The sequence below is a fragment of the Kribbella sp. CA-293567 genome (assembly GCF_027627575.1).
Lineage (GTDB): Bacteria > Actinomycetota > Actinomycetes > Propionibacteriales > Kribbellaceae > Kribbella.
Map to the genome: position 1 here is coordinate 5,806,893 of NZ_CP114065.1, position 22,556 is coordinate 5,829,448.

General features: G+C 69.3%; 22 protein-coding genes. 7 read left to right on the forward strand and 15 right to left on the reverse strand.

The features are described 5' to 3' along the window. Positions 1-16: 16 nt before the first annotated feature. From OX958_RS26810 to OX958_RS26820, 3 genes are all read right to left on the reverse strand, one after another. Entirely contained in the window at positions 17-1,615 is a 1,599-nt protein-coding gene (locus tag OX958_RS26810) for an ABC-F family ATP-binding cassette domain-containing protein (RefSeq protein ID WP_270132407.1), read from the reverse strand. A 124-nt stretch (positions 1,616-1,739) separates the two neighbouring features. Then, positions 1,740-3,182: a sensor histidine kinase gene (locus OX958_RS26815; RefSeq protein ID WP_270132409.1), complete on the reverse strand. Its 1,443-nt coding sequence runs from the start codon at positions 3,180-3,182 to the stop codon at positions 1,740-1,742. 2 nt (positions 3,183-3,184) lie between these two features. Beyond that, entirely contained in the window at positions 3,185-3,868 is a 684-nt protein-coding gene (locus OX958_RS26820; protein ID WP_270132410.1) for a response regulator transcription factor, read from the reverse strand. Between the two features lie 114 nt (positions 3,869-3,982). Between OX958_RS26820 and OX958_RS26825 the strand changes: the two genes are divergently transcribed. Further along, a complete protein-coding gene (locus OX958_RS26825; protein ID WP_270132411.1) occupies positions 3,983-5,005 on the forward strand; it encodes a 2-dehydropantoate 2-reductase in 1,023 nt (340 codons plus the stop codon). Here the strand turns inward: OX958_RS26825 and OX958_RS26830 are convergent. Beyond that, complete coding sequence (locus OX958_RS26830; RefSeq protein ID WP_270132414.1) at positions 4,956-5,864, reverse strand: GNAT family N-acetyltransferase; 909 nt, start codon at positions 5,862-5,864, stop codon at positions 4,956-4,958. The genes OX958_RS26825 and OX958_RS26830 overlap by 50 nt on opposite strands. A gap of 43 nt (positions 5,865-5,907) precedes the next feature. After that, a complete protein-coding gene (gene idi, locus OX958_RS26835; RefSeq protein ID WP_442913297.1) occupies positions 5,908-6,480 on the reverse strand; it encodes an isopentenyl-diphosphate Delta-isomerase in 573 nt (190 codons plus the stop codon). Between the two features lie 240 nt (positions 6,481-6,720). Here idi and tyrS point away from each other — a divergent pair, with 240 nt between their 5' ends. Both tyrS and OX958_RS26845 read left to right on the forward strand, forming a co-directional pair. Further along, positions 6,721-7,935 (forward strand): tyrosine--tRNA ligase, encoded by a 1,215-nt coding sequence (tyrS, locus tag OX958_RS26840; RefSeq protein ID WP_270132419.1) that lies wholly within the window; start codon positions 6,721-6,723, stop codon positions 7,933-7,935. Further along, positions 7,844-8,653 carry a 3-keto-5-aminohexanoate cleavage protein gene (locus OX958_RS26845; RefSeq protein WP_270132421.1) on the forward strand — a complete coding sequence of 270 codons (810 nt, stop codon included), beginning with the start codon at positions 7,844-7,846 and terminating at the stop codon, positions 8,651-8,653. Before tyrS ends, OX958_RS26845 begins: the two co-directional genes overlap by 92 nt. On the opposite strand, the gene OX958_RS26850 is transcribed toward OX958_RS26845, so the two are convergent. After that, positions 8,640-9,173 carry an isochorismatase family protein gene (locus OX958_RS26850; protein ID WP_270132424.1) on the reverse strand — a complete coding sequence of 178 codons (534 nt, stop codon included), beginning with the start codon at positions 9,171-9,173 and terminating at the stop codon, positions 8,640-8,642. The genes OX958_RS26845 and OX958_RS26850 overlap by 14 nt on opposite strands. 146 nt (positions 9,174-9,319) lie before the next feature. Here OX958_RS26850 and gndA point away from each other — a divergent pair, with 146 nt between their 5' ends. Next, positions 9,320-10,759 (forward strand): NADP-dependent phosphogluconate dehydrogenase, encoded by a 1,440-nt coding sequence (gene gndA / locus OX958_RS26855; protein ID WP_270132425.1) that lies wholly within the window; start codon positions 9,320-9,322, stop codon positions 10,757-10,759. Positions 10,760-10,879: 120 nt separating this feature from the next. Then, positions 10,880-11,398, forward strand: a complete 519-nt coding sequence (locus tag OX958_RS26860) for a DUF6319 family protein (protein WP_270132427.1) — start codon at positions 10,880-10,882, stop codon at positions 11,396-11,398. Between the two features lie 533 nt (positions 11,399-11,931). Here the strand turns inward: OX958_RS26860 and OX958_RS26865 are convergent. Continuing rightward, positions 11,932-13,155, reverse strand: a complete 1,224-nt coding sequence (locus OX958_RS26865; RefSeq protein ID WP_270132430.1) for a hypothetical protein — start codon at positions 13,153-13,155, stop codon at positions 11,932-11,934. Between the two features lie 94 nt (positions 13,156-13,249). On the opposite strand from OX958_RS26865, the gene OX958_RS26870 reads away from it, so the two are divergent. Together OX958_RS26870 and OX958_RS26875 are read left to right on the forward strand one after the other, a co-directional pair. Beyond that, positions 13,250-13,786: a DUF6817 domain-containing protein gene (locus tag OX958_RS26870; protein ID WP_270132432.1), complete on the forward strand. Its 537-nt coding sequence runs from the start codon at positions 13,250-13,252 to the stop codon at positions 13,784-13,786. Between the two features lie 81 nt (positions 13,787-13,867). Then, positions 13,868-14,281: a hypothetical protein gene (locus OX958_RS26875; protein ID WP_270132433.1), complete on the forward strand. Its 414-nt coding sequence runs from the start codon at positions 13,868-13,870 to the stop codon at positions 14,279-14,281. A 131-nt stretch (positions 14,282-14,412) separates the two neighbouring features. Here the strand turns inward: OX958_RS26875 and OX958_RS26880 are convergent, their stop codons facing one another. From OX958_RS26880 to OX958_RS26915, 8 genes are all read right to left on the reverse strand, one after another. Next, positions 14,413-15,135, reverse strand: coding sequence for a PIG-L deacetylase family protein (locus OX958_RS26880; RefSeq protein WP_270132436.1), 723 nt, complete (start codon positions 15,133-15,135; stop codon positions 14,413-14,415). A 21-nt stretch (positions 15,136-15,156) separates the two neighbouring features. Then, a complete protein-coding gene (locus OX958_RS26885) occupies positions 15,157-16,458 on the reverse strand; it encodes a D-arabinono-1,4-lactone oxidase (RefSeq protein ID WP_270132438.1) in 1,302 nt (433 codons plus the stop codon). Then, entirely contained in the window at positions 16,455-17,609 is a 1,155-nt protein-coding gene (locus tag OX958_RS26890) for an amino acid deaminase/aldolase (RefSeq protein WP_270132440.1), read from the reverse strand. Before OX958_RS26890 ends, OX958_RS26885 begins: the two co-directional genes overlap by 4 nt. A gap of 43 nt (positions 17,610-17,652) precedes the next feature. Continuing rightward, entirely contained in the window at positions 17,653-18,408 is a 756-nt protein-coding gene (locus OX958_RS26895) for a hypothetical protein (protein WP_270132442.1), read from the reverse strand. Then, positions 18,405-19,775, reverse strand: a complete 1,371-nt coding sequence (locus tag OX958_RS26900) for a M15 family metallopeptidase (RefSeq protein ID WP_270132443.1) — start codon at positions 19,773-19,775, stop codon at positions 18,405-18,407. Before OX958_RS26900 ends, OX958_RS26895 begins: the two co-directional genes overlap by 4 nt. Before the next feature lie 104 nt (positions 19,776-19,879). Then, positions 19,880-20,983 (reverse strand): succinyldiaminopimelate transaminase, encoded by a 1,104-nt coding sequence (dapC, locus tag OX958_RS26905; RefSeq protein WP_270132445.1) that lies wholly within the window; start codon positions 20,981-20,983, stop codon positions 19,880-19,882. After that, the gene (locus tag OX958_RS26910) at positions 20,980-21,819 is read right to left on the reverse strand and encodes an alpha/beta fold hydrolase (protein WP_270132446.1); all 840 of its coding nucleotides are present in this window, start codon (positions 21,817-21,819) and stop codon (positions 20,980-20,982) included. Before OX958_RS26910 ends, dapC begins: the two co-directional genes overlap by 4 nt. 118 nt (positions 21,820-21,937) lie before the next feature. Next, a complete protein-coding gene (locus tag OX958_RS26915; RefSeq protein ID WP_270132448.1) occupies positions 21,938-22,534 on the reverse strand; it encodes a TetR/AcrR family transcriptional regulator in 597 nt (198 codons plus the stop codon). Positions 22,535-22,556: the final 22 nt, after the last annotated feature.

Consider the following 22,556-nt stretch of genomic DNA (forward strand, 5'->3'; position numbering starts at 1 on the left):
TGTCGCCCTCGCCGGATCAGGCGAGCGAGACCAGCTCCAGGTAGTCGTCGGTCCAGAGATCCTCGGTGGCGTCCGGCAGGATCAGCACCCGGTCCGGGCGGAGCGCCTCGATCGCGCCCTCGTCGTGGGTGACCATGATGATCGCTCCCGGATAGTTGCCCACCGCACCGAGTACTTCGTCCCGGGAAGCCGGGTCGAGGTTGTTGGTCGGTTCGTCGAGCAGCAGCACGTTCGCACCCGAGTGCACCAGGCCGGCCAGCGCCAGCCTGGTCTTCTCGCCACCGGAGAGCACCGCGGCGGGCTTGTCCACGTCGTCTCCGGAGAAGAGGAACGAACCGAGCACGTTGCGGACCTCGCCGTCGGTCAGACCGGGGGCGACCGACGCCAGGTTCTGCCGAACCGTCCCGGCCAGGTCCAGGGTGTCGTGCTCCTGGGCGAAGTAGCCGAGGCGCAGGCCGTGGCCGGGGACGACCTGACCGGCGTCCGGCTGTTCGCGACCGGCGAGGATGCGGAGCAGTGTGGTCTTGCCCGCGCCGTTGAGGCCCAGGATGACCAGTCTGCTGCCACGATCCACGGCCAGGTCGACCCCGTTGAGCACCTGTAGCCCGCCGTACGACTTGGTCAAGCCGGTGGCAGTCAGCGGGGTGCGGCCGGACGGAGCCGGGTCGGGCAGGCGGATCTTGGCGACGCGGGCGGTCCGGCGTACCGGCTCTAGGTCGCTGAGCAGCTTGCCGGCTCGTCGCGCCATGTTCTTGGCCGCCATCGCGGTCGAGGCACCGGCCCGCATCTTGTCGGCTTGGGCGTTGAGCACGGCGGCTTTGCGCTCGGCGATGTGGCGTTCCCGGGCCCGGCGGCGGTCGTCGAGTTCAAGCTGTTCGAGGTACTTGCGCCAGCCCGTGTTGTGGACGTCGATCGTGGTCCGCAGCGGGTCCAGGTGGAAGACGCGGTTGACCGTGGCCGCGAGCAGGTCGCGGTCATGGCTGATCACCACCAGGCCGCCGGGGTAGCCGAGCAGGAACGAGCGCAGCCAGCCGACCGAATCGGCGTCGAGGTGGTTGGTCGGCTCGTCCAGCAGCAGGGTGTCGTGCTCGGCGAAGAGGATGCGCGCGAGCTCGACCCGGCGCCGCTGACCGCCCGACAGGTGGCCGACCGGCTGGTCGAGAGCGCGAGCGGGCAGGCCGACACCGGCGGCGAGACGAGCTGCCTCGGCTTCGGCCGCGTAGCCTCCACCGGCCTGAAACTGTGTCTCGGCGCGGGCATAGGCGGCCATCGCGCGCTCCTGAGCCTCACCGGTGGCGCTGCTCATCTCGGCCTCGGCCTTCCGCAGCCGTCGTACTGCGAGGTCGAGGCCGCGGGCGGACAGAATGCGGGCCGTGACGGTGACGCCGGGATCGGCCGCGCGCGGATCCTGCGGCAGGTAGCCGACGGAGCCGGTGGACGCGATCGTGCCGCTCGCCGGACGGTCTTCGCCGGCCAGTGTCTTCATCAGGGTGGTCTTGCCGGCGCCGTTGCGGCCGACCAGTCCGATCCGGTCGCCGGGGCTGATGTGGAACGTGAGGTCGGACAGCAGCAACTGCGCGCCGACGCGAAGGTCTACACCGCGGACGGTGATCATGACAACTACTCTCTGTGATGTCTGCTGGACGCACTTCAGGTACGGAAGCGGGGTCCGCAGCTAGACACAGAGGCGAGTAGCCATGGCTTCAGGGTAGATCCGGCCGCCACGGCCGTCACCCGATTTACTGCTCGGGAGCGGTGGCGGGGAGCTCGATGACGAACCGGGCGCCGCCTTCGGGGCGGGTTTTGACCTGGATGCTGCCGTGGTGCCACTCGACGTGGCGGGCGACGATGGCCAGGCCCAGCCCGATCCCGCCGCGTTGCGCGTCGGTGCGGCTGTCGGGCTGTGCGTCGCCGCGGCCGAAGCGTTCGAAGATGCGCTCCCGGTCGGCCTCGGGGATCCCCGGACCCGAGTCGTCGACGTAGATGATCACGCCCGGGCCGCCCGCCTTGACCGACACGCCCTTGCACCCACCGGCGTGCTGCTCGGCGTTGTCGACCAGGTTGGCGATCACCCGTTCGAGCCGGCGCTTGTCGGCCTCCATCGTGAGCTCGGCGGCGGCCGGGTCCACCTCGGTGATCTCCCGGCCGGCCGTCGCATCGGCCGCGGCACGGACCAGGTCGGCGATCCGGACCGTCTCCCGGGTGCCCTGGTCACCGCCGTCGTCGCGGGAGATCTCCAGCAGGTCGATCACCAGCCGGCGGAACCGTTCGAGATCGTCGCCGAGCAGTTCCACCGGCTCCCGCACACTCCCGGGCAGCTCGGCGCGATGGTTCTGGATCAGCTGCATCGAGTTCATCATCGTCATCAGCGGGGTGCGCAGCTCATGACTGATGTCACCCGCGAACCGCGCGTCGGCGGCCACCCGTTTCTCCAGCGCTCCCGCGGTCTGGTTGAACGATCGCGCCAGTCCGCCGAGGTCCGGATCGTTCTCCGCCTCCAGCCGCGCGTCCAGCCGGCCCCGCGCGACCGCCGCCGCGACCTGGGTCAGCTCCGCCAGCGGCCGCAACGCCACGGTGCTCGCCAGGCGGCCCACGGCCAGCCCCAGCAACGCCGTCACGATCGCCGCCAGGACCAGCGTGAACTTCAGCGTTCGCAGCGCGTTGTCGAGCCGGCTCATCGGGTGCAGCTCGAAGAACACCTCCCCCGGGCTGCCCATCGCCACCCCGACCGCGAGCACCGGCTCCCCCGCGATCTCGAGCCGCCGATGCACCTCGATCCCACTGCGCGCGGTGCGCATCATGTCGTCCGGCACGCTGGCCGGGTCCACCACGGAGGTGCCGGTGTACCACCGCCCGTTGTAGCGCAGCAGCATCGAGGCGGAGTCGTTGGTCGGCAGCGCGCTGACCAGATCGGCCACCTTCGCCGGCGCCACCGCGACGGAGGTCGAGCACTCGATGTCGGCGCGGCGGATCGGCGTACAGGCCGGGGTCAGGCCGTAGAGCCCGTAGTGCAGGGTCGCCGCGTTGTCGGAGGTCTCCACGATCGCCGACGCGGTCCGCTGGTCGGTGAGGTAGTTGGAGACCACGGTCCAGGTGACCACGGCCAGTACGCCGGACAGCAGCAGCGCGAGCAGCCCGTAGGCCAGCATCACCCGGTCGCGCAGACCGAACCTTCGCCGCAAGGTCAGCTCACCAGTCGATAGCCGAGACCCCGGGCGGTGACGAGGTACTGCGGATTGGCCGGGTCGCGCTCGATCTTCAGCCGCAGCCGGCGGATGTGCACGTCGACGATCCGGCTGTCCCCGAAGTACCCGTAGCCCCAGACCTTGGAGAGCAGGTGCTCGCGGCTGCACACCTTGCCCTGCAGGTAGGCCAGTTCGACCAGCAGCTTGAACTCGGTCCGGGTCAGCGGCAACACCGCGCCGTCGCGCACCACCTCGGCCGCCGGGACGTCGATCGCCAGTTCGCCGACCACGAACTGCTCCAGCACCGGCGTACCGTTCGGCTCGACCCGGCGCAGCAACGCCCGGATGCGGGCCGACAGTTCCTTGGCCACCAGTGGTTTCGTGACGTAGTCGTCGGCGCCGGCCTCGAGCCCGGTGACGACGTCGTGACTGCCGGTCCGCGCGGTCACCATGATCACCGGGACGTCGCTGGTGCGGCGGATCTCCCGGCAGACGGCGAACCCGTCCCGGTCGGGCAGCATGATGTCGAGCAGGACGATGTCGGGAGGCTCCCGCCGGAGCGCGGTCAGGGCGTCCTGCCCGTTCGCCGCCTCGGAGATCTGATAGCCCTCGTCCTCCAGGGCAAGCCGCAGGACCCGCCGGATCCGCGGTTCGTCGTCGACCAACAACAAGCTGTGTGCCACCTCCTCAGTGTGGCTCGCCGAAGGCCTGCTCACACGTGACCCCGGTCATGCCTTGGTCACCAGCCGGTCCCACTGCCTGACATAGTTGCCTCCAAGCTGGCTCGGGAGGCTGTTGTGACGATCGCGGTGTACGGCGCGGGTGGGATCGGCTGCTATGTCGGTGGGCGGCTGGCCGCGGCCGGCGCGGACGTCGTCTTCGTCGGCCGGCCGCGGCTCGCCGGGGAGCTGGCGGAGCACGGGTTGCGGCTGACCGACTACCGCGGCGCAGACCTCGTCGTACCGGCTGAGGAGATTCGCTACGCGACCACGCCCGCAGCGGCCGGTGAGGCTGATCTCGTGCTCGTCACGGTCAAGTCCGCCGGTACTGCGGCGGCCGCCGGCGAACTGGCGTCGGTGCTGAAGCCCGGCGCCACGGTGGTCAGCTTCCAGAACGGCATCCGCAACGGCGAGGTGCTGCAGGAGCGGTTGCCGGCCCACACCGTGCTGACCGGCATGGTTCCGTTCAACGTGCTCAACCGGGGCGCGGGCGCCTTCCACCAAGGGACGGAAGGCGCGCTCGACGTCCAGCGGCATCCCTCGTTGCGGCCCTACGAGGCTGCTTTCACCGCCGCCGGTCTGCCTCTCACGCAGCACGACGAGATCCTGCCGGTGCAGTGGGCGAAGCTGCTGCTCAACTTGAACAACGCGGTCAACGCGCTCTCCGACCTGCCGTTGCGGGACGAGCTGGCTCAGCGCGACTACCGCCGTTGCCTGGCCGCCGCGCAGGCCGAGACACTCGAGCTCCTGCAAGCCGCCGGCATCACCCCGGCCCAGCTGACCGCTCTGCCGGCGCACCGCCTGCCCGCGGTACTGCGCCTGCCGGACTTCCTCTTCAAGCGCCTCGCGGCCAGGATGCTCGCCATCGATCCGCTGGCGCGGAGCTCGATGTGGGAAGACCTGCGGGCCGGTCGCCGGACCGAGATCGACTACCTCAACGGCGAGGTCGTCCGGCTGGCCGAATCCCTCGGCCGGACCGCTCCGGTGAACGCCCAGCTGATCGAGCTGATCCGCGCGGCCGAAGCCGGCCGGTCCGTCGCCGTCCCCGGGTCTACCCTTCTGCGGGCCCTCCGGTCAGCGGCAGCGGCGCCTGCAAGCTGACGCTGGTCATGCCGTAGGTGAAGCCGAGGTGCTCGTTGAGGCGGCGCATCGCCTCGTTGCCGCGCTGGGTCCAGGTGTAGATCTCGGTGATGCCGTGGTCGGCCGCCCACGCCATACTGGTGCGTTTGAGCGTGGCGGCGACCGACTTGCCGCGCCAATCCCGGCGTACGGCGGTGTAGGCGACCTCGGCGCGCTCCGGCTGGTCGGTGTCGAGCAGGAGCCCGGCAACGCCGATCACCTGGTCGCCGGCCACCGCGACGAACATCGCCGCCGGATCGTTGATCCATCCCGTGGCCCACTCCTCAGCCGTCACCTTGAGCGGACTCGGCACGTCCAGGTCGGGCAGGGTCGGCAGCGCGACCTGGTGGTACGCGGCCTCCCAGAGCTCCGGACGGTCGGCGACCGAGACGATCTCGTACTCCGCCGAAGGTGCCGGCGCCGGCTCGGCACTGATCCGGCGTACCTGCTCGACCTGCCGGTTCGTTTCCACGAAGCCGAACCGCTCGGCGAACAACCCTGATTCCTCGTCGTCGACCCCGGCACCCGCCAGGTCGTAGCCATGGGCAACAGCATGGTCGGCGAGCGCGAACAGCAAGGCCGTCCCGACCCCTCTGCGGCGCGCCTCGGGGCGAACCCGCGGCGCCAGCGACGCCCGTTTGCCGTCGTCCGAACGAACCGCCAGGCCGCTGCCGACGACCTCACCGTCGAGCTCCGCCAGCAGCATCAGCCGGTCCGGACGCTCGAACTCGCGCATCTCGGCGACACTCGGGCAGCGCTCGTAGGGCAGTACGGCGATCCGTACGGCGCGCCAGGCCTCGTAGTCCGCGTCGGTGATCGCCGTCCGGATGGTCATGGTCATGCGTTCAGCTTGCCGCAGCCGACAGAAATCGGCGCGGCATTTTTCACGAACCGGCAGCAGTGCCGAGACGTGCTGCCTCCGGCAGGCGGCCGGGATCCGCCACCGGCCAGTCCAGCGCGTGGTTGCCGAGCTCGCTGAGTTCAGCCAACTGCAGGACGCACCACGGCGACAACTCCGGCCGGGACGCGAGGTCGCTCCACTCCACCCACTCGTACGCCGCGACCTCGGCGGGGTCGGGCTCCGGCTCCCCGCTGCAACCGACGCGGAACACCGGACACAACTCGTTCTCGACCACGCCGCTGGGCATCTCCGCGCGATAGCGGAACGCCGGCAGCATCAGCTCGACCGTGTCGGCCACCAGACCGAGCTCGTCGGCCAGCCGTCGGCGTACGGCGGACTCGAGCGACTCCCCCGGCAGCGGGTGCCCGCAACAACTGTTGGTCCAGACGCCCGGCCAGGTGCGCTTGCTGAAAGCCCGCTGGGTCAGCAGCACCCGCCCGTGCCGGTCGAAGACGTAACTGGAGAACGCGAGATGCAGCGGCGTCGCCGTGTGATGCACCGTCGCCTTGTCCTCGGTGCCGATCGCGCGACCGTCCTCGTCGACCAGAACCACCATCTCCGTCTGCACCCGTCGAGCCTAACAACCCGGTTCCCGCCCGGCCTGCCGACTGTTAGCCTGAACGGGTGATCAAGCGACTCGCGCAGTATCGACCGGCTCTGGGACGAGCCGGCCTGCCGCTGTAGTTCGCTTCACCCCAGAGCCTCCGAGGCAGGAACCGTCACGGTTCCTGCCTCTTTCCGTTGCCGGAGGTGCTGATCAGGGGTGCCTCCGGCGTTCTCGCCGAGAGGAACCCCCATGACCGAAGTACCGGCTGTGCTCGAACGGCTGCGACGGACCACCGACACCGTCGTCGGCGAGTCCGATCTGATCGAGCGGCTCGCGTCGGGACGCAGACTGCGGATCAAGTACGGCGTCGACTGCACCGCGCCCGATCTGCATCTGGGCCACGCGGTCAACCTGTGGATGATGCGGCAACTGCAGGATCTCGGACACCAGGTGGTCTTCCTGCTGGGCGATCTGACCACCCGGATCGGCGACCCGACCGGCCGCTCGGAGACCCGCCCGGTGCTGACGCCGGCCGAGATCGACCGGAACGCCGCCTCGTTCCTCGACCAGGTGTCGCTGGTCCTGCGGACCGACCCCGAGGTCTTCGAGGTACGCCGGAACTCCGAGTGGTTCGGCTCGATGGAGGTGGCCACCCTGCTGGAGTTGTTCAGTCAGGTCACGCACGCCCAGCTGATGGCCCGGGACATGTTCCGCGAACGGGTCGCCGCCGGACGCGAGATCGCCCTGCACGAACTGATCTACCCGGTGCTGCAGGGATACGACAGCTTCGCGCTCGGCAGCGATCTGACCATCGTCGGCTCCGACCAGCTCTTCAACGAGCAGCTCGGGCGGCACTTCCAGCAACGGCTCGGAGCCCCGGCGCAGGCGGTCGTCGTCACCACGATCACCCCCGGGATCGACGGCGGACCCAAGCAGTCCAAGTCGCTGAACAACTACATCGCGCTGACCGCCACGCCCAAGGACAAGTTCGGCAAGTTGATGAGCCTGCCCGACACGCTGGTCCGGACCTACGCGCACGTCTACACGGAGCTGCCGCCGGACGTTGTAACGGGACTCGGCGACGCGGCCGCTCAGGGCGGTCCGGCGGCTCGCGACGCGAAACTGACGCTGGCGGCCGCCGTCGTGACGCGGTACCACGGAGCGAACGTCGCCAAGGACGAGCGAGCGGCGTTCCTGGAGCAGTTCAGCCGGCGCAAGGTGCCCGCCGACGTGCCGGAGGTGACAGTGCAGGCCGAACGACCGACGATTCTGGAGTTGCTCCAGGCGGCCCGCCCGGAGCTCAGCAACTCCGAGCTCCGCCGCCTGATCCGCCAGGGCGCCGTCTCGATCGACAACCAGAAAGTGTTCAGCCATGACCGACCCGTTCCACTCTCGGCCCCACTCACCCTCCGCTCCGGCTCCCGCACCTACCACCGCATCGTCCGGGCCGGAGCCGGCCGGTGAGGTCGCCGTCCTGAAGGCCTGCCTGAACGGCGATCGCTCGCGCGCCGACCACCCCGGCGTACCGATCACTCCGGCAGAGCTGGCGCAGTCGGCGTACGATGCTGCCCTGGCCGGCGCGGTTGCGGTGCACTTTCACCCGCGCGGGGCGGATGGGCGGGAGAGCCTGCGCTGGTCCGACGTGGAGCCGGCCGTCAGCGCAGTACGGGCGCGGTGTCCTGAGTTGGCACTCGGTGTGGCGACCCGAGAGGAGATCGAGCCGGAGCTGGACCAGCGGCTCGCGCTTCTCAGCGGGTGGTCGGCCGGACCGGATTTCGCGAGCGTCAACTGGCACGAGGAAGGTGCCGAGCAGGTCGCCGGGTTGCTGATCGAGCGTGGGATCGGGATCGAGGCGGGGCTCTTCACTCCGGACGCGGCGCGGAAGTTCCTGACCTGGAGTGGCCCGGTCGTGCGGGTGCTGGTGGAGGCACTGCCCGGGATCTCGCCGGGCGCCGACGGTGTGGCCGCGGCTTCGGCCGTGCTCGAGGTGCTTCCGGGTGGCTTCGAGCTGGTGGTGCACGGAGAGAACGAGTGGGCCTGGCCGGTGCTCGAGTGGGCTCGCTCGAAGCGGCATGGATTACGAGCGGGGCTGGAGGACATGCTGACCGGGCCATCCGGCGAAACCGTCGCCGGGAACGGGGAACTGGTCGCCTGGGCGAAGGGCAGCGCTAGGCAGGGGTGAGGGCGGCGGCGTACTCCGCCGCGGTACAGACCGTGCCGAACTTCGGGAAGATGTAGGAGACCGCGAAGTCGTGGGCGGCGCCGTCGAGGCCGGTCATGGCGTCGGTGAGGTAGAGCGTGTCGTAGCCGTGTTCGTCGGCGACCCGGCCGGTGGACTCGACGCCGAAGTTGGTGGCGATGCCGGCCAGGGCGACGGTCCTGATCCCGCGAGTTCGCAGTACGTCGTCGAGACCGGTGCGATGGAACGCGCCGACCGTCTGCTTGACGATCTCCACATCGCCCGGCCGCGGGCCGAGCTCCGGAGCCAGGCCGCTGCCCTCGGGCTGGACGTCGACGCCTGGGCGCTCGACCCGGACGTTGACGACCAGCCCACCGGCTGTTCTGGTGCTCCCCGCCAGCGCGACACATCGCTCCAGCACCGCGGGGCCGGCCAGCGGTGCTGTGTCCAGCGCGATGATCCTCGGCATCAGGTCGATCAGCACCAAGGCCGTCGTACGAGGGTCCAGAGCAAGAAGGGTCACGGCTTCGGACCCTACGGCACCAAGGCGGATCGGCGGGAATGGCAAACGCGTTCCAGCAGTTGGTCACCCGATGAGCGGTCCGGGGGCCGCTGGCCGCAGACTGGTCCCGTACTCAGACTTCGAGCACTCACCCGCAGGAGAAATTCATGAGTTCTGCTCCAGCCCAGATCGCCGTCACCGGACTCGCGGTGATGGGCCGCAACCTGGCCCGCAACCTCGCTCGCAACGGTTTCCGGGTCGCCGTCCACAACCGGTCCCAGGGCCGCACCGACGCGCTGATCAAGGAGTTCGGCCACGAGGGCGAGTTCACCCCGGCCACCGAGCTGGCCGAGCTGGTCGCCGCGCTGGAGCAGCCGCGCAAGATCATCGTGATGGTCAAGGCCGGTGAGCCGACCGACGCCGTGATCGACGAACTGGTCCCGCTGCTGGACGAGGGCGACATCGTCATCGACGCCGGCAACGCGCACTTCGCCGACACCCGCCGCCGCGAGGACGCGCTGAAGGCCAAGGGCCTGCACTTCGTCGGCGCCGGCGTCTCGGGCGGCGAGGAGGGCGCGCTGAACGGTCCGAGCATCATGCCGGGCGGTTCGGCGGAGTCGTACGAGTCGCTCGGCCCGATCCTGACCAAGATCTCCGCGCACGTGAACGGCGAGCCGTGCTGCGTGCACGTCGGTCCGGACGGCGCCGGTCACTTCGTGAAGATGCTGCACAACGGCATCGAGTACGCCGACATGCAGCTGATCGCCGAGGCCTACGACCTGCTGCGCAGCGTGCTGGGGCTGAGCGCGCCGGAGATCGCCGAGGTGTTCCGGGAGTGGAACACCGGCGACCTGGAGTCGTTCCTGATCGAGATCACCGCGGAGGTGCTGAGCCAGGTCGACGAGTCGACCGGCGGGCCGTTCGTGGACATCGTGCTCGACCAGGCGGAGCAGAAGGGCACCGGCCGCTGGACCGTGCAGGTCGCGCTCGACCTGGGCATCCCGGTGAGCGGGATGGCCGAGGCCGTGTTCGCGCGGTCCCTGTCGGGCGACTCGGTGCGGCGGAAGGCTGCGGCCGGCGTACTGGCCGGGCCCTCCGAGGGGAAGGTCTCGGTCGACCGGGACGCGTTCATCGAGGACGTGCGGCACGCGCTCTACTCGTCGAAGCTGGTCGCCTACGCGCAGGGCTTCGACGCGATCCGGGCCGCCAGCGACCAGTACGGGTGGAACATCGACCTGGGCGCGATGGCGACGATCTGGCGCGGCGGATGCATCATCCGGGCGCGCTTCCTGGATCGCATCAAGGAGGCGTACGACCGTGACGCCGCGCTGCCGTCGCTGCTGGTCGACGACTACTTCAAGGAGGCCGTCGTGAACGGCCAGGACGCCTGGCGTCGCGTGGTCGCGACGGCGGCCACGGCCGGCGTACCGGCTCCTGGGTTCTCTGCCGCGCTGTCGTACTACGACGGGCTGCGGGCGGAGCGGCTGCCGGCTTCGTTGATCCAGGGACTGCGGGACTTGTTCGGGGCGCACACGTACCAGCGGACGGACCGCGAGGGTTCCTTCCACCTCGACTGGTCGGGAGATCGCAAGGAGCACTCTGCGTGACGGCTCCGATCTGCTGAGCTGCGGCGCGATTGGCGCTGGGGGTCGAACGTATGTTCCAATAGGCTCTCAGCGCCAGCCCGCTCCGGCGGGGACACGTCACCCAGGGAGATCGCCGCAACGATGACTGTAGACACTTTTGCAGCAGAAGCTCAGACCGACGCCGCCGACACTCCCGAAGCGGCGATCGACTCTCCGGCCGCGCTCCGGACCGGCACGGACACCGCCGAGGCGGCAAACACCTCCGCGCCGGTGACCGACGCGCCGGTCGACGGCCCGGCTGCCGACGCCTCCGACGACGCTTCCGCTGACGCCGCCCCGGTGGCCGAGAAGCCGAAGAAGGCTCCCGCCAAGAAGGCCGCGCCGAAGAAGACCAAGACGCTCGAGCTCACCCTGACCGTCACCGGCACCGCCGACGGCGAGTGGAAAGCCGAGCTCAAGCAAGGCAACAGCTACATCGCGAAGAACCTCCTGGTCGCCGCGGCCGCTGTCTCCCGCGCCGCCAAAGAGCTGCACGAGGACCTCTCCGGCCCGATCGACGAGGTCATCGACGCCGCCCGCGAGCAGCAAGCCGCGAAGGTCGCCGCCCTCGAGGCCGAGCTCGAAGCAGCCCGCAAGGCCCTCGCCGAGCTCGACGACTAGTCCCACCAGCCTGCTGCCGGCTCATCCCCGGCAGCACCACCCCGCGCACCCCCGGGCTCGCCCCCGGGGGGTGCGCTGGGTACTGGCAGTTGCTTCACGCCTGCGCCTTCGCGCTCGCTCTCGCTCTCGCTGGAGCCCCCGAGTCCGACTTGCAGATCGACGCGGTTCAGCCCCTTCGTAGCCTGCTTCGTGAAACGAAGCGGTTGGCCCTCCGGTGATGCGGCGGGGAAGTGTGGTTCTGCAGTTGTGGAGTGTGGTTCTGCAGTTGTGAAGTGTGATCGTGCGGTTGTCCTGCACGAATCCCAAGCACGCCCGACGATCGGCAACTTCCCTTTGGTGATCGATGGGTGGTTTCCCCGAAGTACCGCACCCGAGGCGTCCGGTGCGGTGGTCCGGGGAAGGTGGTGAGGTGGCGCCGGATCGGTGGCCCGTGGTCGATCCGCGGCCCCACCGATCCGGCGCACCGACCGACCTACTCGACGACTTCTGCCCGACGAAGAAGTGCTAACTTGCGAGGCCTCAGCCGGTGAACGTCAGCAGCGTTCGCGCGGACGGAGCCCTCTTCCTGTCTCGGTCAGGAAGGTCGCCTCGCCTGCTTTGATGTCCCACTCCGTCAGTGTCACCTTGTACCAGAGTGGAGTGGTGGGATCGGTCGTGTCGCTGAGCACGACCCACTGGTTCAGATCGAGACGGATGCTGCAGGTCTGGCGTCCGGGGTACAACAGCCACAGATCCACGGTGTCGTGATCGATTGCCTCGAATCTGCCGTTCACGTCCCAGGCGATGTGCCAGGCACCGAGCAACTGACCCAGGTCACCGACCTTGAGGGTTTTCACAGTGCCCGGCTTCGAGGGCGGCCATTGTGTATCAGATGGGGTGGTGCCCGGTTTGCCTCCACCGGCGCCGTCCGCGCTTCTCGCCGAGAGGTTGCCGACGATCAGCACGGCGATGACCAGCAAGTAGATCCCGACGGCCGCCAGGCAGGACGGGATGCGGGTCTTGGGGTGGCGGTACCAGTGAAACCAGGTCAGGCCAACGACGCCGGCCATCACCAACAGAAGCGCGCTGGCTACGACTTGGGCCCAGATCGCGGCCGTTGCCTGCACGATCGCGGGCAAGGTGGTGGCGACCGGGATCGCGATGGCCAGCAGCGGTGGTAGCCATCCCGGGTGCGGAGGGTTCTGCTGAGCGGCAACCTGGCCCCGGTCGAGCGGTTGCTGAGTCGGGGCAGCGGTCGCCGGCGAGGAACTCCACTGGGCGCACCCACGGTCGTCGAGCAGAACGCCGGCGCGGCGGAGCGCCTCCTGAAGACGACTGACCCGTTGACGGTTGAAGTAGCCTTCCGCGTCGAAGGCTCGCTCGTCCCGAAGGCGCGCAAGAAGTTGCTCGATGATCCGGACAGCTACCGGGTCCGGAGCAACTGAGAGTGCGGCGACGATGCGGCCCGCCCTCGAGCCGGTGATGGTCGACGGATCGATGCCGACCGAGCGAAACAGAGCGTCCAGTTCGACGTGATCGGGGCCACCGCCATCCGGCCACATCTGGGACAGCGCGGCTGCGGCCGAGGTCCCGAGCCGATGAGGCGGATGCATGTCGCAAGCATGCCGTATCAGCGGGTGACGCGACTGTAACAGCAGGCCACCTCCCGTCGCCGCACCCTGCAACAAGATCAGGCTCCGATACGTTCCGGCGGCAGTGAGCTTCGTGGTGGCGAACAGGTGAAGCGCGGCTGGACGGCATGTGACCGATTTCGGCACGCCGGAGTGCTGGGCGAAGCGGGGAATTGCGTCGTACCTTGATTGCCTGGGCCGGTCCGGTTGGGCCCTGACCGCTCCGAACAGAAGAGGTCAGATGAGCGCTTTCCAAGACCTGGGATCGTTGTTGCTCGTCCGTGGTGCCGATGAGCTGGACCATGCGGGAGGCACGTTGTACGTGCACCTGCATCGGGTCGCCAAGCGGCTCAGGTCGCTCGGGGCGTCGGAGACACTGGTGCTGGCCGGGCTGGCGCATGCGGCGTACGGGACGGATGGGTTCCCGACGCATCTGTTCGACTGGCAGCACGAGCGCTCTGTGCTGGAGGCCGTGATCGGGCCGGAGGCGGAGTTGCTGGTCTACCGGTACGGCGCGTGCGAACGCGAGACCAGCTGGCGTGACCTGGCCGAGCACACCACGATCACTGATCGCTTCACCGGTACGTCGGAGGAGTTGCCGACCGAGGAGCTGCGGGAGTTCGTCGACCTCACCATCGTCAACGAGCTCGACGTTCTGGATCACGCGCCGGATCTCAAGCCGAAGCTGCACGCCTTCCTGCAGGAGCAGATTCCGCGCTGGCAGTCACTCGCCTCCCCCGCGGTACTGGCCGACGCCAATCGCGCCCTGGCGCTCTGACCGGTCAGCCTGCACCCCCGAGTTCGGCACCAGCCATGGACAACGCTGGAAAAGGGACCGTCGTCGACGGATGATCGGGGCATGGCCCGCTATGAAGTGATCGTCCGCGCCGACGTCGATCGGCGTCAGTCCACCTCCGCCTACTATTCCTCGGCCCTGCGGTCGGGCCGGCTCGACAAGGGCATGCACCTGCGGCGCGTCGAGGACCTTCCCGATGGGAAGGTCGCGCTCGTCCTGCAGCACAAGCTCAGTCCGCGGAAGCAGGACGAGGCGGCGCTGATGGCCAACCGCACCCTCGCTCAGCTCGGCATCCCGGCCACCCAGGTTCTCCGGCTCGACCTGCACCGGCTCACCCGTAAGGGGCGCACCCTGGTCCGCTCCTGGTCCGGCCCCGGCAACCCGCCCGGTCCCGGTTTCAGCGGTGACCGTGAACCCCGCAATCCGCTGCCCACTCCGCCGCGCTTGAACGCGTCGCTCGATCTTCCCGACCACTGAGGAAGGACGACACTCTCGCTCGATCAGAGCGCGCCAGCCTCCCCCCGCGGTACTTGTCAGCGGGACGGCCGGTTCACACCCCCGTACGCCGATACGCCGCCGGGCGAGCTCGGCGTACGGGGATCAGCGACTCAGGGAGTGAACACCTCGAACGGCGCCGCGTAGGTCGCCCCGAGGCGGGTGCCGGCGGCGCGCCCCAAACCTTCGAGGAACTCCCCGGCGTCGAAGTCCGGCCAGTTCAGCCCGTCGATATAGGCCTTATGTGCTTTCAGGGACTCGACGCCGACCTCGAACGTCTCGGTCGTGTCGACGGCATGCCTGCTGTCGGGCGAGCCGGCCGCCCACACCTGCCGTACGCCGGCCCAGCGCTCGCCGTCGTCGGGGAAGATCCACCGGTTCGCCGCGTCGCGCACGGCATCGAGCGTCGCCCTGCCGGTGTTGATGTGGTCGGCCTGGTTGAGCAGCACGTCACCGTCCCAGGTGTCGCGGAAGTTGTTGGTGATCACGATCTCCGGCTGGTGCCGCCGGATGAGGCCCGCGATCAGCCGGCGCAGCGCGACGCCGTACTCGATCGTGCCGTCGGGCTGACCGAGGAACTCGACCGCGGAGACGCCGACGATCCGCGCCGACTCGATCTGCTCGGCCTCACGCAGCGGCCCGCTCTCGGCCGGCGCGATCCCGTCGATCCCGGCCTCGCCGGAGGTCAGCAGGACGTAGACGATCTCCTTGCCCTGACCGGTCCAGCGGGCGATCGCCGCGGCCGCGCCGAACTCCAGGTCGTCGGGGTGCGCGACGACCGCCAGTGCCTTGGTCCAGTCTTCGGGCAACGCTTCCAACGGCTCCGGTGCGGTCATGGGAGAAGGCTACGAAAAACTTCAGGCCCCGAACACCTGCCGGGTATAGGGATTCGCGAACGCACGACGCGGATCCAGCCGGTCACGGACGGCCAGGAAGTCGTCGAACCGGGGATACCTGGCCCGGAGGTCGGCGGCGCCCAGGGAATGCAGCTTCCCCCAGTGCGGCCGGCCGCCGAAGGCCCCGACGATCTGCTCGAACGCGTCGAAGTACTTGCCGTGCGCGAGCCGGTGGTACTGGTGGATCGCGATGTACCCGGTGTCTCGCCCGTACGCCGTCGACAGCCAGACGTCGTCGGCGGCCGCCACCCGAACCTCGATCGGGAACGGCAGCCGCTCCCCCGACCGGTCGATCCACGCCTGCAGTTCACGCACGACCTCGACCACATGCTCCCGCGGTACGGCGTACTCCGACTCGCGGAACACCACGTTCCGCTCCGAACAGAACACCTTGTACGACGAGTCGACGTACTCGCGCGCCGACAGCGCCCGCGTCGCCAACTGGTTGATCCGCGGCACCAGCGCGGGACGGCGTACCGACAGCCGGTTGGTCAGCTCGAACACCCGGTTGGACAGCAACTCGTCGTCCACCCAGCCGCGCAGCTTGCCGACCGGAGACGCCCCCACCCCGGGCGCGACCCGGTTGTTCCGCTTGGTCAGCGCGACCTCGGTGTGCGGGAACCAGTAGAACTCGAAATGATCGTTGCCGTCGGCAAATTCATCGAAGCCGTCCAGTACGTCGCCCAGCGGCAGCGGCATCTCCTGGGCCCGGAGCAGGAAGGCCGGCACGGTCTGCAGGGTCAGCGCGGTGATCACGCCGAGCGCGCCGACCGAGACCCGGGCGGCGGCGAAGACGTCCGGGTTCTCCTCGGCCGAGCAGTTCAGCACCGAGCCGTCGGCGGTCACCAGCTCGAGCCCGACGACCTGGGTGGCGATCCCGCCCAGTTTCGCGCCGGTGCCGTGCGTCCCGGTGGAGATCGCGCCGGAAATGGTCTGCTTGTCGATGTCGCCGAGGTTCGCCATCGCCAGGTCGAACGACGCCAGGCCGGCGTTCAGCTTGGCCAGACCGGTGCCCGCGCCCAGCGTCACCCGGCCGGAGGCCTGGTCGGCGTTGGTGATCGAGGACAGCCCGTCGAGCCGGACCATCACCTGCTCGGGCACCGAGCAGCCGGTGAACGAGTGGCCGGAGCCGACCGCCTTCAGCTGCTTACCCTGCTCGGCCGCCGTCTTCACCGCCGTCGCGACCTCGTCGACCGAGGACGGCCGGAGGATCTCCACGCCGGTCGCCGACTCGGTACCGGCCCAGTTGCGCCAGGTGCTCATCCGAAGTTCTTCCCCTCACCCCGGTAGCTGACGAGCTCGGTCAGCTCGTTGCCGTCGATGCCGTGCAGCACGTCGAACCGCTCCAGCATCTCGCCTGCCTTCGCATAGCGCATCCAGACCCGGTCACCGATCTTGAGCCCGCGTGCGGCCTCACCCGAGACAGGCGTCTGAACCTCACCCGCGCCTTCGGTGCCGAGCAACTTGAGCCCGAACGGCCAGCTCGGCAACGGCAGCCGGGACTTCTTGGCCGGTCCGGAGGCGACGTACCCGCCACCGAACAGCGTCGCGATCCGCGGCGTCGGACGACGGACGACGCCGAGCGCGTAGGCGACCGCCGGCTCCGGCTGGAAGACGTCGTACTTGTCGAAGAGAGTCGGGCCGTAGAGCCCGGAGCCCGCGGTGACTTCGGTCACCGCCGGGTCGGCACTGCTGACCTCGATACTGCCAGTGCCACCAGAGTTCACCAGTCGCAGCGGCGCGACCTGCTTGACCGCGTCGACGACCAGGCCGCGCCGCTCGGACAGTTCGTCGGCCGACAGCTTCTTGACCAGCCGGACCGCGGGCGAGGTGTCGGGCAGGCCGGCGATCTGCGCCTCGTAGAACATCACGCCGACCAGCTCGAAGGCGTCGTCGGCGACCACCCGGCGGGCCAGATCCATCACCTGCTCCGGCGTCCGCAGCGGTGACCGGCGGACGCCGAGATGCTGACCGAGGATCCGCAGCGACGCGTCGATGTCCAGGCAGACCTGGATCCGCTCACCGCCGCCGGTGGCGGCCTTGACGAAGGCGAGCTGCTCGAAGTCGTCGATCATCAGCGTGATCCGGGACGCGAGCTCGCCGTCGCCGGCCAGCTCCTTCAGCGCCGCCCGGTGCACGGTCGGATAGCCCATCAGGATGTCGTCGACGCCGTTGCGCGCCAGCCAGATTGCCTCCGGCAGCGAATAGCTCATCACGCCGTGAAATCCGGGCAGGTCGAGTGCGGCTCTGATCAGCGCGCGGCAACGGACCGACTTGGAGGCCACCCGGATCGGCGTACCGGCGGCGCGCCGGACCAGGTCGTCGGCGTTGCGGCGGAACGCGGCCAGGTCGATCACCGCGTACGGCGGTTCCAGCTCGGCCGTCAGCCGCTCGTACCTGTCGAAGTCACCCATGTCCGGAGTTTAGAGCCGATCAATACTGAAAGGTAGTACATCTTTACGGCGAATCGATCACAGCCCGCAGTGCCGGTACGACGCTCCGCGCCCAAGCCGCCTGAGCGTCCGGCGTGGCGGACGCCTGAGCCAACAAGGCCACGGTAGAGCCCTTGACGGTGGAAAGCTCCACAAAAGCCTCCGCGCCTTCATAGGCCCGAATCGAAGCGACCGCGTCAGGCGTGGACCACAGCTGCTTCACCTGAAGACTGCCCTTGGTGCCGCAGGCAGTCATGCGGGTCTGGTAGCCGCCGTAGTACCCGGCGGCTTGGCCTGCATCCGTGAAGCGCAGTACGAGGACTGTGGCCGGTTGGCCGGCGCCTGTGCGATACGAGCCCTGCAAAGCATGCTTCGGCACTGGCAGCGAATCGGTCGGCAGCGGCTTGCCACAGCCGACCGGCAGAGCTTCGAAGGCGGCTTGGTGGGGCTCACGGCTGCGGGTCCAGGTCTCATTGCCGAGGAAGCCGGCCTCGGCACCGCCGGGGTCCGCGTAGGTCTTCCAGCCCGTGCCGAGCTTGGCGGGAGCCGGGAGGTTCTTGGACGAGACAGGGCCGGCTGCTGCCGGTGGCGGCGCCGTGGCCTGCTCCGGCAGCTCTGGAGGCTGAGCAGCGTCGGTCGGCGGGACTGTGTTCAGGGTGTTGGTGGGGATGGGCACAGTGCCGCCACTCGGCGATGGGGTCGCGGCGGAGTTGGCGGCCGGCTCCGAGCTGCAACCACAGAGCAGGACAGCAGCGGCAACGGCCGCCAGTACGGCTCTCACTTCGGCTGGAAGTGCTGGTAGTCGGGCTGACGCCAGCCGGCGCCCCAGAAGAACCCTGCGTTCACCAGTGCGCGGGTCGGCGCGCTGCTGCTGAACAGCATGCCCTTCCGGGCGACACTCCGGTTGCGGTAGGCCAGGCCGTTCGACGGGTACCAGACACCGTTCGCCGCGAGGTACGGATTCTCCACGGTGTTGATGTCGATCGCGAAGCCGTAGGAGTGCGGGGACAGCGCGTACGGGTTGCCGGTGACCTGGCGGCAGTTGAAGACCGAGGTGTTGTCGGCCGCCATCGCCTTGAGGTCACTGCCACCGAAGACATCCACGCGCTGCATCCGCCGGATCGGGAACTTCGCGTTGAAGCTCGCGGTCCAGACGGCGATCATCTTCGCCACCGCGGCGTCCCGGACGACCAGCTCACCGCGATGCACCAGACCGTCGAAACCCCAGTAGTTCAAAGTGAGGTAGCGCAGCTGTGACGGTTTCACCGGGCAGCCGGCCCGGTAGGTCTTGTTGATCGAGGCCGCCGAGATGTTGGAGACCTTGGCGTTCAGCAGCGCCTTGATCGTGACCACGCCGTACGCCGAGGCCTCGACCGCGGTGGAGGCGCCGCCGAGCGTGACGACCCGGACGGTCTTGGTGGCGGGCAGATTGTCCGGCACCGGTACGGCGAACGTCCCGTTCGGCGCGATCCACGCACTGGTCAGCGTCCGCCACTTGCCGCCGAACCGGTCCTGCAGGCCGACCAGTTTCTTGCCGGGCTCCGGCGGGGTGAGCTTGCCGGTCATCCGGACGTTGGTCAGCACGATGTACGACGCGGCCGGCCGGTTCATCACCAGCTTGCGGTCGAGGACGCTGACGGCCCGGTCCGGGGTGTTGCCGACCGCGCTCGGGAACTTGACCCCGATCACGACGCGGAAGGTCGCGGCGCCGGGATCCGGCGAGGTGTAGAGGAACTTGTAGGCACCGTTGGCGATCGTGCGGGTGGAGCCGCGCAGGACCCAGCCGGTGCCCAGCTTCTGCCACAAGGTCAGGTAGGAGTTCACCAGGCCGGTCTCGAGGCGGCCGGTGAACGTGATCGGGCGGTCCTCCCAGGTCGGCACCGGCTGGTTGAGCGTGATCGGCAGCAGGTCCGCCGTGATCGCCGGCGTCTGCGCCGGAGCCGGGGTCGCAGCCGGGGTTGAAGCCGGTGCGGCCGGAGGCGTGACGGCCGGCGTGGCCGGAGGCTCGGCTGGCTGCGGCGCCGGCGTACTGGCCGGCGAGGCAGTCGGCGTCGCCGGATCTTCCCCGGCCGCGGTCGCGATCGTCGGAACCAGTCCGAGACACAGGGCTGCCACCACGGCAGCCGAACCCAGAGCACGAGGCTTCACGGGTCAGTCCTCCCCACTTCGGGAGAGCCACCCCAGCTCCCCTCTCACCTACTAAGAGGCTTCTACCCAGGAAGACGTCACACCGGACCTGAAAAGTTCGGCAATTACTGCAATCTTTTGACGGCCGCGTCGATCCGCTCGTCGGTGCCGGTCAGGGCGACGCGGACGTGCCGCTCACCCGCCGTGCCGTAGAAGGCACCGGGAGCGACGAGGATGCCGTGATCCGCCAGCGCCGCCACGGATTCGTAGGCGTCGTAGGACGGGTGCGAGGCCCACAGGTAGAGGCCGCCGTTCGACAGGGTGATCTCCCAGCCGGCGGCGGTCAGCGCCTCGCGCAGTACGGATCGGCGCCGGAGGTAGCGGGTGCGTTGCTCGTCGACGTGGGCGTCGTCGGCGAAGGCGGCAGCCATCGCTGCCTGGATCGGGGACGGCACCATCAGACCGGCGTGCTTGCGGACCGCGAGCAGTTCGGCGACGACCGCCTCGTCGCCCGCGACGAACCCGGCGCGGTAGCCCGCGAGGTTGGACCGCTTGGACAGCGAGTGCACGGCCAGCAGGTTGTCGAAGCTGCCGCCGCGGATCTCCGGGTGGAGCACGGAGAACGGCGTCTCGTCCCAGCCGAACTCCAGGTAGCACTCGTCGCTCACCAGCAGAACGTCGTTCGCCCGGGCCCACTCGACCGCCGCGCGCAGCTCGTCGGCCGAGGTGATCTGGCCGGACGGGTTGCGCGGGGAGTTGAGGTAGGCGACCCGCACGGGACCGTCGTACTGCGTGGGGTCGGCGACCGGGATGCTCGTCGCCCGGGCCAGCGCGGCGCCCGCCTCGTACGTCGGGTAGGCCAGGTCGGGGATCAGCACGGTGTCGCCGGCTCCGATGCCGAGCAGCGTCGGCAGCAGCATGATCAGCTCCTTGGTGCCGATCACGGGGAGGATCCCGGCCTGCGGATCCACCCCGGCAACGTCCAGCCGGCGGGCCAGCCAGTCGACGGCGGCCTGCCGCGCGGACGTCGTACCGAGGGTCGTCGGGTACGCCGGTGCGTCGGCCGCGGCCGCGAGTGCCTTCTTCACCAGCTCGGGCACCGGGTCGACCGGGCTGCCGATCGACAGGTCGACGATCCCGTCGGGATGCGCGGCCGCCTTCTGCTTGAAGGGGGCGAGCTTGTCCCAGGGAAAGTCCGGCAGACGACTGGAGGTGGGTGCGAAGGTCACCCCCGCATTGTCTCCTGGACCGCGGGCGACTGCTCGGCGGCCGCCCGCTCTGTGGATAAGTGGGTGATCGCAGTCCCGACGACCATCGGGTCTCGCAGGATGCGGTTGTGGCCCAGACCGTCGGTGAGGTGGAGCCGGGCGCCCGGCCAGACCGCGACCACGTTCGCGCTGCCCTCGGCGGACGTCTCGCGGTCCGAGCGGTCGTGGACGGCAAGCAGCGCCGGGAGTTCGCGCTCCTCCGCCAGGGCGTCGATCATCGGCACCGCCGCGTAGCCCTCCATCGGCCCGAACTTACGGGTGAACAACCGCAGGAACCCCTTCTGGACCCGCGGCCCGAAGCCGAGATGCTGCCGGTACTGCGCCAGCCCGTCGCGGAAGTCGGTCGCGGTCGCGAGGAACACGATCTTGCGTGCGCTGAGCCCGTCCCGCAGTGCGAGCATCACCGCGGCGGCTCCCAGCGAGTGCGCGATCACCCCGTACGCCGGTCCGTAGGCCGCCACCACAGCCTGGAAAGCATCGGCAAGCTCCGGCAACGACGACCGCTTCGGTCCCTCCCGCCCCGGCGCGGAGTCACCGTGACTCGGCGCATCGAAGGCGATCACCCGGAAGCCCGCGTCGAGCAGCGGCGGAACGAACGCGGCGAGTTGCAGCCCCCAGCCACCCCACCCGTGGACGAGGTACACCGTTGGCCCGGCAGCGTCACCGCCCCAGCAGCGGCCACTGATCAGCCCGTCCTCGAAGGGCAGCTCGAGCTCGGTCGCTTGGGGCAGCTCCACCCGCAGTCGCTTCGCCTTCTCCGCCACCTCCGGCAACCGGAACCAGATCGAATCCAGCATGCGCGCCCCGACGGCCGGCGCCACCCACTCACTCAGCCGGAACAAGACCCGGGTCCTATTAATAATGCGATCGTTCGTGCTTTTCTTTGCCGCCATCACTGCTCCTCACAGGGGAAACTCAGATCCTGGCCGCCCGGAGCAGCGCCTCGAAGGCGGCGCGGGCCCGATTCTCGGCCTGGGGGTCGGCCAGCAACCGGCCGGCCAGGTGGTAGGACATCAGCACACCGCGGATGTCGAAGGCGTACTGCTCCGGATCGGCGTCGGCGCGGAACTGCCCTTCGCTGATTCCGGTCCGGAAGACGGTGGCCAGCGTGTCGGCGTAGTCGCGCTCGATCCGCACCAGGCGATCACGCACCGGGCCGGGCGGAGCGTCGTCCAGTTCGGCCGAGATACTGGCGAAGAAGCAGCCCCCGGGCAAAGCCAGGTCCCCGTTGTCCCAGCGCAGCTTGCGGTCGAACAACGCCCGCAGTCGCGGCTCGCCCCGCGGAGTCTTCAGCGCGGGCCGGATCACCCGCTCGGCGAACAGTTCGCTCGCCCGGTCGATCACCGCGACCTGCAACTGCTCCTTGGACCGGAAGTGCCCGAACAACCCACTCTTCGACAGCCCGGTCCTCTCGGCGAGCAGCCCGATGGTGAGGCCGCCGAGCCCGACCAGGCTGACCTGGCGAGCCGCCTCGTCCAGCACCGCGGCGCGCGTCTCCTCACCTTTGCTCACGTCGTCCATAAAAGCACGACCG

Excerpts from the sequence above, each read along its gene's own strand:
- OX958_RS26860 (WP_270132427.1), top strand. The coding sequence starts at position 10,880 with ATGACTGTAGACACTTTTGCAGCAGAAGCTCAGACCGACGCCGCCGAC.
- OX958_RS26885 (WP_270132438.1), bottom strand. The coding sequence starts at position 16,458 with ATGAGCACCTGGCGCAACTGGGCCGGTACCGAGTCGGCGACCGGCGTG.
- tyrS (WP_270132419.1), top strand. The coding sequence starts at position 6,721 with ATGACCGAAGTACCGGCTGTGCTCGAACGGCTGCGACGGACCACCGAC.
- OX958_RS26810 (WP_270132407.1), bottom strand. The coding sequence starts at position 1,615 with ATGATCACCGTCCGCGGTGTAGACCTTCGCGTCGGCGCGCAGTTGCTG.
- OX958_RS26890 (WP_270132440.1), bottom strand. The coding sequence starts at position 17,609 with ATGGGTGACTTCGACAGGTACGAGCGGCTGACGGCCGAGCTGGAACCG.
- OX958_RS26875 (WP_270132433.1), top strand. The coding sequence starts at position 13,868 with ATGGCCCGCTATGAAGTGATCGTCCGCGCCGACGTCGATCGGCGTCAG.
- OX958_RS26830 (WP_270132414.1), bottom strand. The coding sequence starts at position 5,864 with ATGACCATGACCATCCGGACGGCGATCACCGACGCGGACTACGAGGCC.
- idi (WP_442913297.1), bottom strand. The coding sequence starts at position 6,480 with ATGGTGGTTCTGGTCGACGAGGACGGTCGCGCGATCGGCACCGAGGAC.
- OX958_RS26880 (WP_270132436.1), bottom strand. The coding sequence starts at position 15,135 with ATGACCGCACCGGAGCCGTTGGAAGCGTTGCCCGAAGACTGGACCAAG.
- OX958_RS26910 (WP_270132446.1), bottom strand. The coding sequence starts at position 21,819 with ATGCTGGATTCGATCTGGTTCCGGTTGCCGGAGGTGGCGGAGAAGGCG.
- OX958_RS26845 (WP_270132421.1), top strand. The coding sequence starts at position 7,844 with ATGACCGACCCGTTCCACTCTCGGCCCCACTCACCCTCCGCTCCGGCT.
- OX958_RS26870 (WP_270132432.1), top strand. The coding sequence starts at position 13,250 with ATGAGCGCTTTCCAAGACCTGGGATCGTTGTTGCTCGTCCGTGGTGCC.
- gndA (WP_270132425.1), top strand. The coding sequence starts at position 9,320 with ATGAGTTCTGCTCCAGCCCAGATCGCCGTCACCGGACTCGCGGTGATG.